The sequence below is a fragment of the Pseudomonas laurylsulfatiphila genome (assembly GCF_002934665.1).
GTDB lineage: Bacteria > Pseudomonadota > Gammaproteobacteria > Pseudomonadales > Pseudomonadaceae > Aquipseudomonas > Aquipseudomonas laurylsulfatiphila.
The window spans coordinates 321,628-333,289 of record NZ_NIRS01000003.1 but is presented as its reverse complement, the minus strand read 5'-3'; the positions used below and the strand labels follow the sequence as shown (position 1 = coordinate 333,289).

Here is an 11,662-nt window from a genome sequence, read left to right as displayed (position 1 = left end):
TTAGCGCCGAGGTACAAGATAATGCGTTTTTGAGGGGGTTGCAACGTACTGCCTGTGGATAAACCTGTGCGTAAATTGTGTGTGAAAGATGGAACAGGCGTGTAGGCCGCGAGCTAGCTGGAGCGGACTGTTTTTCACTGATTTTCAGCGATTGAAAACAGCCGTTCGGATTTTTAAGGGCGCGAACCCTATCACAAAAAACCCTGTCGTCCGAACGCATTTACCCGCTTGTGTTCTCGACGGGCGGCGTTTATACATTCGGCCCAGCGTGTATACATATTTGTCCCCCCGAATCATTACAAAAAGACGGGCGGATCCTTCCTTATTAGTGGTTTTGGCAAGCAGAGGTCACCCGTGGAGCAAGAAGCCTGGCAGGTATTGATTGTGGAGGACGACCAGCGACTGGCCGAACTGACCCGCGATTACCTGGAAGCCAATGGCCTGCGTGTGTCAATCGAAGGGGATGGTGCCCTCGCTGCGAACCGCATTATCAAGGAGCAACCGGACCTGGTGATCCTCGACCTGATGCTCCCCGGTGAAGATGGCCTGAGCATCTGCCGCAAGGTCCGCGCCCGTTATGACGGCCCGATCCTGATGCTCACCGCCCGCACCGATGATACCGACCAGATTCTCGGCCTGGACCTGGGGGCTGACGACTACGTCTGCAAACCGGTACGCCCGCGCCTGCTGCTGGCGCGCATCCAGGCCCTGTTGCGCCGTAGCGAAACGCCCGAAGTCGCCCCGGAAAAGCAGCGGCGTCTTCAGTTCGGCCCGCTGATCGTCGACAACGCCTTGCGCGAAGCCTGGTTGCAGGGCAACGGCATCGAGCTGACCAGCGCCGAATTCGACTTGCTCTGGCTGTTGGTGGCCAATGCCGGGCGCATTCTCTCCCGGGAAGAAATCTTCACTGCGTTGCGAGGTATCGGCTATGACGGTCAGGACCGCTCCATCGATGTGCGCATCTCACGCATCCGCCCCAAGATCGGCGATGACCCTGAGCATCCACGGCTGATCAAGACCGTGCGCAGCAAAGGCTATCTGTTCGTTCCCGAGGCTTGCGTAGACCAGACCCTGTGAACTCGATCTTCCTGCGTATCTATGGCGGCATGTGTGCCGCGCTGATTCTGGTAGCGGTGCTTGGTGTGCTGGCGTTGCACCTGCTCAATCAGGTACGCAGCGAGCAATACCGCGAGCGCCTGGCCCACGGCACCTTTTCACTGATGGCCGACAACCTGCAACCGATGAACCAGACCGAGCGCCATCGGGCCTTGCTGGTGTGGGAGCGGTTGCTGGGCATTCCGCTGGCGCTGAAAACCTTTGCCGAGACTGACCTCGACCTTACCCAGCGCACCCGTGTGTTGCGCGGCCAGGCATTGGTGGAACAGACCGGCCCGCACGCGGCGAAGGTCTACAAGCTGGTCAGCGACAAGGAACAGTTGATGCTGACCGGGGAAGTGCAGCAGATCAGCGAGCAACTGGCCCGGGCGACCATCTACCTGTTGACCGATGAGCTGGTGCGCACCCCCGTAGCCGATCAGCCCATGCGTCTGGCGCAATTGAAGCAAGACAAGGGCTTTGGCTTCGACCTGCGCCTGGTCACGGTTGACGAGGCGGACATGGACGAAGATCAGAGCCGCCGGGTGTCCGAGGGCGACACCGTGATGGCGCTGGGCAAGGAAGGCGATTCGATCCGGGTGTTTGCCGGCATGGTCGGCACGCCGTGGGTCCTGGAAATCGGCCCGTTGTATCAGATGAATCCTTATCCCCCGCAATGGCTGGTGCTGATCGCTGCGCTGGGCCTGACGCTGATCGGTTTGATCGTTTATCTGTTGGTGCGCCAGCTCGAGCGGCGTTTGCGTGGCCTGGAGGCCGCCGCCACGCGCATTGCCCAGGGCAGCCTGGAAACTCGCGTGCCGGCGCGCGGTGCGGACTCGGTGGGACGGCTGGCTTCGGCGTTCAACGGGATGGCCGAGCACTTGCAGCAGTTGTTGGCGATCCAGCGCGAACTGGTGCGCGCGGTGTCCCACGAATTGCGCACGCCGGTGGCGCGCCTGCGCTTTGGCCTGGAGATGATCGGCACGGCCACCACGCCGCAAGCCCTGGAAAAATACTGCCAGGGCATGGACAACGACATCGAGGATCTCGACCGGCTGGTGGACGAGATGCTGACCTACGCACGGCTCGAACAGGGTTCTCCGGCACTGAATTTCCAGCGGATCGATCTGGATGCCTTGGTCAACCAGGTGATTGAGGAACTGGCGCCGTTGCGTGCCGACGTCACGGTACAGCGGGGGTTGTGCCTGTCGGCCGCCGATAACGACGATGCCTGGGTCGAGGCCGAACCGCGTTATCTGCACCGGGCGATCCAGAACCTGGTGAGCAATGCCATGCGCCATGCGCAATCACGGGTGACCATCAGTTATCAGGTGGGGCAGCAGCGCTGCCGTGTGGATGTCGAGGATGACGGGCCGGGGGTGCCGGAGTCGGCGTGGGAGAAGATCTTTACGCCGTTCCTGCGTCTGGACGACAGCCGTACTCGTGCGTCTGGGGGGCATGGGCTGGGGTTGTCGATCGTGCGGCGCATCATCCATTGGCATGACGGGCGTGCGTTGATCGGCAAGAGCAAGAGTCTGGGTGGGGCGTGTTTCAGCCTGAGCTGGCCGCGCAATCAGGAGAAGCGTTGAGGTCTGTGTAGTCTGTTATGGCCCCTTCGCGAGCAGGCTCGCTCCCACACTGGATCTATGCCACACCACAAATCCCTGTGGGAGCGAGCCTGCTCGCGATGGCGGCCTGACAGGCACCACAAAACCTCAGGCCCTGATACTGACCAGACTCAACAACTGCCCATCCTTGACCCCGAACTGCGCATCCAGCTCGGTGCCGTTGCGCCATTCGCGGGACAAATCCGTGAGCAGTCGCAACCGCACCTCACCCGACTCACGCCACTCCAGCACTTCGGCGTGTTCGAAATAAAAACGTTGCTGAACGATCGGATAGAGTGCCTTGAACAGGCTTTCCTTGACCGAGAACGTCAGGGTCACTAGCAACGCCCGTTGCTCGCGAGGACCGGCCGCCATGCGTTGTAGCTCCGGCGGGTTGAGGATTTCCCCGGCCAGGCGTTCGGCGCGTTCGACATTGAGCAGGTTTTCCAGGTCCATGCCCAGGCCGCGCCAATGGCTTTTGTTCGCGACAATCGCCGCGGCCCGGCCCGTGCTATGGGTGATCGAGCCCGTGATATGAGCAGGCCAGACCGGTGCCCGGTCTTCACCAATGGCCGGAATGACGCTCAATCCTTCCAGGCGCTGTAACGCGGCCCGGGCACACACCCGCCCGGCGAGAAACTCCGCCTGCCGTTTTGCGACAGAGCGCTGAATGCTCGCCGGCACCTCCACTGCGCTGCGCTGAAAGTCATCGCTGGCCAGTCGGGCGCTATCGAAGTGAGTGCTCAACAGGACCGTATCGGGCAGCGCGAACGGTAGCGGCCAGTGGTCATCGAGGGGGGTGCAGCAGATGGGCAGGGCTGGATTCATGTCGGCATTTTGCCGTTAAGCAGCAAGACTGGGTAGTGGCCGATGGCTTTTGTGGCGAAGCCACCCCATAACCTGCAATCGCATTGTGTCAGACAGGGCGCGGTTGCAGGATTTACGACTGCTTCGCAGCCAAGCGGGAGCAAGCTCCCTCGCCACGGGGAGCACTGCTCGACTTCAATTGCTGTGTCTCAACCAAAGATCTTTTTGAAGAAAGCCTGCATGTCCGCCCAGGACTTTTCATCGGCGGCCTTGTTGTAACCAATGTCCGGCCCGCCATGCTCGCCATGGCTCAACCGATCGGCATCCGGGTTGGTGAACCCATGCTTGGCGCCGTCGAGGCTGACAAATGTGTAGTCGGCGCCGGCCTTGTCCATCTCACTCTTGAAAGCCGTGATGTTCTCCGGGGTGACGATGCTGTCCAGCGCCCCGTGCTCCACCAGTATCTTCGCCTTGACGCTGCCTGGCGTTGCCGGCGTATTGGTCGCCAAGGCGCCGTGGAAACTCACCACGCCTGCCAATGGCACGCCCTGTCTGGCGGCATTGAGCACCACGCCACCGCCGAAGCAGTAGCCGATGGCGGCGATTTTATGCGGATCGGTTTGCGGTTGTTTTTTCAACAGGTCAAGCCCGGCCTGAAACCTCGCGCTCGACACGGCACTGTCTTTTGCCACGGCTTGCATGAAGGCCATGGCGTCCTTGGGGTGCTCGGTATTTTTGCCGTCACCGTACATGTCGATGGCCAGGGCGCTGTAGCCCAGGCCGGCAAGATCCCGGGCGCGGCGCTTGGCGTAGTCGTTCAGGCCCCAGAACTCATGCACCACCACGACCCCGGGGCGCGGACCTTTGAGGGCGTCATCGTAGGCGAAGTAGCCAATCATTTTCGTGCCGTCGGCGCTTTGGTAGGGGATTTCCCGGGTCTGGATGGCAGCCTGGCTGAGCCCGCTCAAGGCCAGCAGGAGGACAGCGAAGAACATGCGCATGGTCGGAACTCCTGTTGAAACGTGTCGAAACATTCGGGAAAGGGCGGTTCAGCCCAGGTTCAGAGTGCGTTCAGGGGGAGTTCAGGGCGCGGTGCGTAACCTTGCCCCGTACCCAAAAAACAAACGGCACATGAGGAAACTCCCCAATGACTGCATTCAAAAAATTGCTTCTGGCATTCACGGTTCTGGGCGCAAGCACCGCAGCCTTCGCGTCCGACGACAACTTCGCCAGCCTCACTCTTGGACAGACCAGCGACAAGGTCAAAAAATCCCACGCACTGAACGACAACCTCAATCACCCGAACGCCGATGGTGTGATCGGCAAGGACACCACCTGGGGTGTTCGTCTGGGCCAGCAGAATAGTCAGGGCCGTTACTACGCCACTTACGACAACGTGTCGGGCTCGCACAACGGCATTAAACTGCGTCAGGAAAACCTCCTGGGCAGCTACGATCTGTTCTACCCGGTGGGCGGCAGCACCAAATTGTTCGGCGGCGCCACGGCGGGCCTGACCAAAATGACCCAGGAGTCGCCAGGCTTCAGCCGTGACAGCGATATCGGCTACGCCATCGGTGGTCAGGTGGGTGTGCTGCAACAGGTTTCGCAGAACACCTCGGTTGAACTGGGTTACCGTTACCTGCGCAGCAACGCCAGCACCGAGATGAGTGAGCGCGGTGGCAGCAAGCAGGGTTCGCTGGACCTGACCAGCAGCGCCCAGACCTACCTGTCCGCCAACTACGCTTTCTGACAAGCGTTTCGTGAGCGGCCTGCGCCGGATCGGTCCGAGTGACTGATCCGGCGTTGCCATGTTAGCCATTGAGGTGCGACGTTGCGCCTTTGGAGATGTTGATTTGCCCGGGAGAGTGTTATGAAACTGCTGGTCGTCGAAGATGAAGCGTTGCTGCGTCATCACCTGAAAACCCGCCTGACGGAGAGCGGCCACGTGGTCGAGTCCGTGGCCAACGCCGAGGAGGCGCTGTACCAGGCCGCGCAATTCAACTTTGACCTGGCGGTGATCGACCTCGGTCTGCCGGGCATGAGCGGGCTCGACCTGATCCGTCAGTTGCGTTCAGGTGGCAAGACTTTCCCGATCCTGATCCTCACCGCGCGCGGCAACTGGCAGGACAAGGTCGAAGGCCTGGCCGCCGGCGCCGACGATTACGTGGTCAAGCCGTTCCAGTTCGAAGAACTGGACGCTCGCCTGAATGCCTTGCTGCGCCGCTCCAGCGGTTTCACCCAGTCGACCATCGTCGCAGGTCCCTTGCTGCTGGACCTCAATCGCAAGCAGGCGTCCCTCGACGAACAGCCGCTCGCACTGACCGCGTATGAGTACCGCATTCTCGAATACCTGATGCGCCACCATCAGCAGGTGGTGCCCAAGGACCGCTTGATGGAACAGCTCTACCCGGATGACGACGAGCGTGATCCGAATGTGATCGAGGTGCTGGTCGGGCGTCTGCGCCGCAAACTGGAGGGGCCGGGCGGATTCAAGCCGATCGACACCGTGCGCGGTCTGGGCTATCTGTTCAATGAGCGTTGCACTTGATCCGTTCGCTGCGCATTCGCTTGATGCTCGCCGCCACGCTGTTGGCGGTGTTGTTCATGCTGGCGTTGCTGCCGGCTATGCAGGGTGCCTTCAGCCTGGCGTTGCAGGACTCCATCGAGCAACGTCTGGCATCGGACGTGACCACGTTGATCTCTGCTGCCCGGGTGGAGAACAACAGCCTGCAGATGCCGGCGCAATTGCCCGACGAGCGCTTCAACCTCACCGACAGCCGACTGCTCGGCTATATCTATGACCGTGAAGGGCATCTGGTCTGGCGCTCGAAGGCGACCCGGGAAGAACGCATCAATTACAAGCCACGCTATGACGGACGTGGCAACGAGTTTGCGCGGATCCGCGAAGCCAACGGCCAGGAATTCTTCGTCTACGACGTCGAGGTCAAGCTGCTCGGCGGCAAAAGTGCAGCTTTCAGCATCGTGGCCCTGCAACCGGTTCGCGAGTACGAACTGACCCTCGAAGGCCTGCGGGAAAATCTTTATCTGGGTTTTGGTGCGGCACTCCTGGTGCTGTTGGCATTACTGTGGATCGGTCTGACCTGGGGCTTGCAGGCATTGCGGCGCTTGAGTCAGGAGCTGGACCAGATTGAAGGTGGCACCCGTGAAAGCCTCAGCGAGGAGCATCCCCGGGAGTTGCTGCGCCTCACCGGTTCCCTCAACCGTTTGCTGCACAGTGAACGTGAGCAGCGCAGTCGCTACCGTGATTCCCTCGATGACCTGGCCCATAGCCTGAAAACGCCCCTGGCGGTGTTGCAGGGCGTCAGTGAAGACATGGCCCAGCGTCCCGAGGATCGCGATCAGGCCTGGGTGCTGCAAACCCAGATCGAACGCATGAGCCAGCAGATCAGCTACCAGTTGCAGCGCGCCAGCCTGCGCAAGAGTGGTCTGGTACGTCATCAGGTGCACTTGCACCCGGTGCTGAAAAGTCTGTGCGACACGCTGGACAAGGTCTATCGCGACAAGCGCGTGCACGTTGCGTTCGACCTGCCCGACCCGTGCCATGTACCGATCGAGCAGGGCGCTTTATTGGAAATGATGGGTAACCTGCTGGAAAACGCCTATCGCCTGTGCCTCGGCGAAATACGCATCAGCGTGCGTGAAACCCTCAGCGGCACCGAGTTGTGTGTTGAGGACGACGGCCCTGGCGTTCCGCAGGATCAGCGCTCACGGATTCTCGAGCGCGGCGAGCGGCTGGACCGTCAGCATCCGGGGCAGGGCATCGGCCTGGCGGTGGTCAAGGACATCATCGAGAGCTACAGCGCCCAACTGACCCTGGGGGATTCGCCAATGGGCGGGGCGGCGTTCCGGATTCACTTTCCGGTGGTTTAGCTGTGTTTTATCGGGCGCCATCGCGAGCAGGCTCGCTCCCACCGGGATTAGCGGCGAACACTTTTTTGTGAACGACACTGATTCATTGTGGGACGAGCCTGCTCGCGAAGAGGCCAGTGAAGCCAGCAAAAAATCGGCCTAGAATTTCAGTGTTCCTGCGCCCGATAGGCCCCCGGTGTCAGCCCCGTCCACTTCTTGAACGCCCGGTGAAACGCCGACGGTTCGGAAAACCCCAGTTGCTCAGCGATCTGTTGCAACGACAGGTCGGCGCGGCTCAGGTGGTAAATCGCGATGTCCCGGCGCAACTGGTCCTTCAATTCCTGAAAACTCGAACCCTCTTCCCGCAAATGCCGGCGCAAGGTTTGCGGGCTGATGTGCAAGTGCGCGGCCACGGCTTCCAGGTCGGGCCAGCGAGAACTGTCTCGGCTCAGCAAGCGGCGTAAGCGGCTGCTCAGGCTGTCGCCGTCATCCGGACGCGAAAGCAGGTTGGCCGGGGAGTGCTCAAGAAAATGCTTGAGGGTGCGCTCGTCCTGCAACAACGGCATGGTCAGGTAGCGGCTGTGAAACAACAGGCTGCTTCGGGGGCGTGAAAACTCAAGCGGGCAGGAAAACAGCAGGTCGTACTCGGCACCGTGCTCGGGGCGGGGATAGCTGAATGTGGCGTGCTCCAGTCGAATACGCTGGCCGATCAACCAACTGCCGAATCGATGCCAGATCACCAGCAGAGCCTCGGTCAGAAAGTGGTCCGGGTCCCAAAGCTGCGAGTCGTCCAGGCTCAGGCGGACCCATTCGTCCTCGTGAGTCAGGGTCAAACGCGGAGCCCCGGGGAATAGGCTATAAAACAATAAGCCGCGATTGAGAGCCTTATCCAGGCTGCGGCAGTGGATCACGGCATGGCACATCATCGCGAAGCTGCCCGGTCTGCTCGGGGCCTGCCCGAACCCCAGGTACTCGTCGTCCAGTGCCAGCCATAAGGCCTTGATCAGTTGGGTGAATTGCTCCGGAGCGATGCGCGCCCGCGGTTCATCCAGCAGTTCGGGGCTGATTCCCAGTTGCTGCAGCAGTCTGGAATAGTCGTAGCCGTGTCGACGTGCCCCGCCGAGAACGGCGCGGGCGAAATGACTGGCAATGGTGCGTTCGCGCATGGCAGCAGGCCTGACCGTTGAACGACGGATGGTAGCTGCGCACTGCGGGCATGAACAGGGCGGATATCCGCCAAATTGCAGGACGACTTTTAGTGGAAGGGCGGAAATCCGCCACATGTTTGTAACCCTCCGGTGACAGGGAATTTGCTGCAAGCCCTGATATCAAAAGGCTTGCAGGGTTTTTACGGAAGGTGGCACGGGCCTTGCGATACAACGTGCAGAGGCCTGCCGTTGCGCAGCTCGAAAAAACAAATCCCTCCAGTGCAGGAGGGTTCGCAATTGCGGTGTTGCGGGCAACAGATGGATGTTGTCACCGGGCACCCTTGAGGAACTTTGCAATGACGACTCGTCAGCCACTGTACAAATCCCTGTATTTCCAGGTGATCGTTGCAATTGTCATCGGTATCGCGCTCGGTCACTTCTACCCACAGCTCGGTGTGGCCGTGAAGCCACTGGGTGACGGGTTCATCAAGCTGATCAAAATGATCATCGCCCCGATCATCTTCTGTACCGTTGTCAGCGGTATCGCCGGTATGCAGGACATGAAGTCGGTCGGCAAGACCGGTGGCTATGCGCTGCTGTACTTCGAGATCGTATCGACCATTGCCTTGTTGGTCGGTCTGGTCGTGGTCAACATCGTGCAGCCGGGCAATGGCATGCACATCGACGTCGCCACCCTCGATGCCTCCAAGATTGCCACTTATGTTGCAGCCGGTGCTGACCAAAGCGTCGTCGGCTTCCTGCTGAACGTGATCCCGGCCACTATCGTCGGCGCTTTCGCCACTGGCGACATCCTGCAAGTGCTGATGTTTTCGGTGATCTTCGGTTTCGCCCTGCATCGCCTGGGTGCCTACGGCAAGCCGCTGCTGGACTTCATCGATCGCTTCGCCCATGTGATGTTCAACATCATCAACATGATCATGAAGCTCGCGCCGATCGGTGCCTTCGGTGCCATGGCGTTCACCATCGGTGCCTACGGTGTCGGCTCGCTGGTGCAGTTGGGTCAGTTGATGGCGTGCTTCTACATCACTTGCCTGCTGTTCATCCTGATCGTGCTGGGCTCCATCGCTCGCATGCACGGCTTCAGCGTGCTGAAAATGATCCGCTACATCCGTGAGGAACTGCTGATCGTGCTCGGTACTTCTTCTTCGGAATCGGTACTGCCACGCATGCTGATCAAGATGGAGCGTTTGGGCGCGCAGAAATCCGTCGTGGGTCTGGTGATCCCGACCGGTTACTCGTTCAACCTCGACGGTACCGCCATCTACCTGACCATGGCCGCGGTCTTCATTGCCCAGGCCACCGATACGCACATGGACATCACGCACCAGATCACCCTGCTGGTGGTATTGCTGCTGTCCTCCAAAGGCGCTGCGGGTGTGACCGGTAGCGGTTTCATTGTACTGGCAGCCACCCTGTCCGCTGTTGGCCACCTGCCGGTTGCCGGCCTGGCGCTGATCCTCGGTATCGACCGCTTCATGTCCGAAGCCCGTGCCCTGACCAACCTGATTGGTAACGCCGTGGCGACCATCGTTGTGGCCAAGTGGGTCAAGGAACTGGACACCGACGTGCTGCAAGCGGAACTGGCCTCGGGCGGTCGCGGCATCGCCGACGAGCCTAAAGACGATGTTTTGGGCCACGTCGAAGGAGCAACCCCGACGAACGCCAAGTAAGTCTTGTTGTAATGAAAAACCCGCTTCGGCGGGTTTTTTCATGCCCGGCGTTTGAGCGTAACGGTCACTGCAAGTGGCGCATAAGGTGATTGCTGCAATGTCGTTGGCTGCCTAGGCTGGAGGCATCGTTAAGGGAGAACGTTCATGCTCGGTCCATTGGCATCACTCAAGGTTCTGGATTTCTCGACGCTGCTGCCGGGGCCGTTCGCTTCGTTGCTGCTGGCGGACATGGGCGCCGAAGTGCTGCGCATCGAATCACCGACCCGCATGGATCTGCTGCGGGTGTTGCCGCCCCACGATCAAGGGGTGTCGGCCAGTCATGCCTACCTCAACCGCAACAAGCGCAGCCTCGCCCTGGACCTCAAGCAGCCTGAGGCGCTGGATGTCATCAAGCAGCTGTTGCAGGACTACGACATCGTGCTGGAGCAATTCCGCCCCGGTGTCATGGAGCGACTGGGCCTGGGGTATGAGGCCCTGAAGGCGATCAACCCAAAATTGATTTATGTGTCGATCACCGGCTACGGCCAGACCGGCCCCTACAAGGACCGCGCCGGCCATGACATCAACTATCTGGCCTTGTCCGGGCTGGCGAGTTACACCGGCCGTGCCGACAGTGGACCATTGCCGTTGGGCATGCAGGTGGCGGATGTCGCCGGTGGTTCGCTGCACGGGGTGATTGGCTTGCTGGCGGCGGTCATCGCCCGGCAGCAAACCGGTCAGGGCCAGCACCTGGATGTCAGCATGACCGACTGCGCGTTCAGCCTGAATGCACTGGCGGGTGCCGGATATCTGGCCTGTGGCGTCGAGCCGGGGCCGGAAAACCAGGTGCTCAATGGCGGCAGCTTTTACGATTACTACCGCTCCCGGGATGGGCGCTGGCTGTCGGTGGGTAGCCTGGAGCCGGTGTTCATGAAGCAGTTGTGCACGGCATTGGGGCTGGAGGAACTGGCTGGCCTCGGCCTGTCACCGCAACCGGCGCACCAGAAACAGCTAAAAGACGCGCTGAAGGTCGAATTTGAAAAGCACGACTTTGCCGAGTTGCGTGCGCTGTTCGCTGAGCTGGATGCGTGCGTCGAACCGGTGTTGAGTCTGGGAGAAGCGCTGTGTCATCCGCAGTTGCAAGCGCGGGAGTTGGTGACCGATGTGCCGCGGGACGATGGTTCAAGCCAGGCACAGATGGCATGCCCGTTGAAGTTTTCAGAGGGGTTGCCTGAGCCGAAGCATATCGGCGCGGCGCTGGGGCAGCATACGGATCAGGTGTTGGGGGAGTTGGGGTTTGGTGTCGAGCGGATTGATGAATTGCGGCGAGCCAAAGTGATTCTCTAGGGCCTGTCAGGCCGCCTTCGCGAGCAGGCTCGCTCCCACATTGGGTTTGTGTCACGCCGCAGATCCCCTGTGGGAGCGAGCCTGCTCGCGATGGCGACCGCACAAACACCGTAAATCC

The 11,662-nt window shown here is 60.6% G+C and carries 10 protein-coding genes; 7 read left to right on the top strand and 3 right to left on the bottom strand.

The window, feature by feature from the left end; translation table 11 throughout:
• The first annotated feature begins 354 nt into the window (after window positions 1–354).
• Window positions 355–1,077, top strand: a complete 723-nt coding sequence (locus CD175_RS11980; RefSeq protein WP_007980115.1) for a response regulator — start codon at window positions 355–357, stop codon at window positions 1,075–1,077.
• Window positions 1,074–2,684 (top strand): ATP-binding protein, encoded by a 1,611-nt coding sequence (locus tag CD175_RS11975; protein ID WP_104449073.1) that lies wholly within the window; start codon window positions 1,074–1,076, stop codon window positions 2,682–2,684. The genes CD175_RS11980 and CD175_RS11975 overlap by 4 nt, the downstream gene beginning before the upstream one ends.
• A 126-nt stretch (window positions 2,685–2,810) precedes the next feature.
• Here the strand turns inward: CD175_RS11975 and CD175_RS11970 are convergent, their stop codons facing one another.
• Window positions 2,811–3,530: a 4'-phosphopantetheinyl transferase family protein gene (locus CD175_RS11970; protein WP_104449072.1), complete on the bottom strand. Its 720-nt coding sequence runs from the start codon at window positions 3,528–3,530 to the stop codon at window positions 2,811–2,813.
• A gap of 188 nt (window positions 3,531–3,718) precedes the next feature.
• A complete protein-coding gene (locus CD175_RS11965; RefSeq protein WP_104449071.1) occupies window positions 3,719–4,510 on the bottom strand; it encodes a dienelactone hydrolase family protein in 792 nt (263 codons plus the stop codon).
• A gap of 146 nt (window positions 4,511–4,656) precedes the next feature.
• On the opposite strand from CD175_RS11965, the gene CD175_RS11960 reads away from it, so the two are divergent.
• From CD175_RS11960 to CD175_RS11950, 3 genes are all read left to right on the top strand, one after another.
• Window positions 4,657–5,259, top strand: a complete 603-nt coding sequence (locus tag CD175_RS11960) for a hypothetical protein (RefSeq protein ID WP_104449070.1) — start codon at window positions 4,657–4,659, stop codon at window positions 5,257–5,259.
• Between the two features lie 120 nt (window positions 5,260–5,379).
• Window positions 5,380–6,057, top strand: coding sequence for a response regulator transcription factor (locus CD175_RS11955; RefSeq protein WP_104449069.1), 678 nt, complete (start codon window positions 5,380–5,382; stop codon window positions 6,055–6,057).
• Window positions 6,054–7,400: an ATP-binding protein gene (locus CD175_RS11950; protein WP_104449068.1), complete on the top strand. Its 1,347-nt coding sequence runs from the start codon at window positions 6,054–6,056 to the stop codon at window positions 7,398–7,400. Before CD175_RS11955 ends, CD175_RS11950 begins: the two co-directional genes overlap by 4 nt.
• 146 nt (window positions 7,401–7,546) lie before the next feature.
• Here the strand turns inward: CD175_RS11950 and CD175_RS11945 are convergent, their stop codons facing one another.
• Complete coding sequence (locus tag CD175_RS11945; protein WP_104449067.1) at window positions 7,547–8,545, bottom strand: AraC family transcriptional regulator; 999 nt, start codon at window positions 8,543–8,545, stop codon at window positions 7,547–7,549.
• Between the two features lie 338 nt (window positions 8,546–8,883).
• Here CD175_RS11945 and CD175_RS11940 point away from each other — a divergent pair, with 338 nt between their 5' ends.
• Together CD175_RS11940 and CD175_RS11935 are read left to right on the top strand one after the other, a co-directional pair.
• Window positions 8,884–10,218, top strand: coding sequence for a dicarboxylate/amino acid:cation symporter (locus tag CD175_RS11940; RefSeq protein ID WP_007980098.1), 1,335 nt, complete (start codon window positions 8,884–8,886; stop codon window positions 10,216–10,218).
• 144 nt (window positions 10,219–10,362) lie between these two features.
• Window positions 10,363–11,544, top strand: coding sequence for a CaiB/BaiF CoA transferase family protein (locus CD175_RS11935; protein ID WP_104449066.1), 1,182 nt, complete (start codon window positions 10,363–10,365; stop codon window positions 11,542–11,544).
• Window positions 11,545–11,662: the final 118 nt, after the last annotated feature.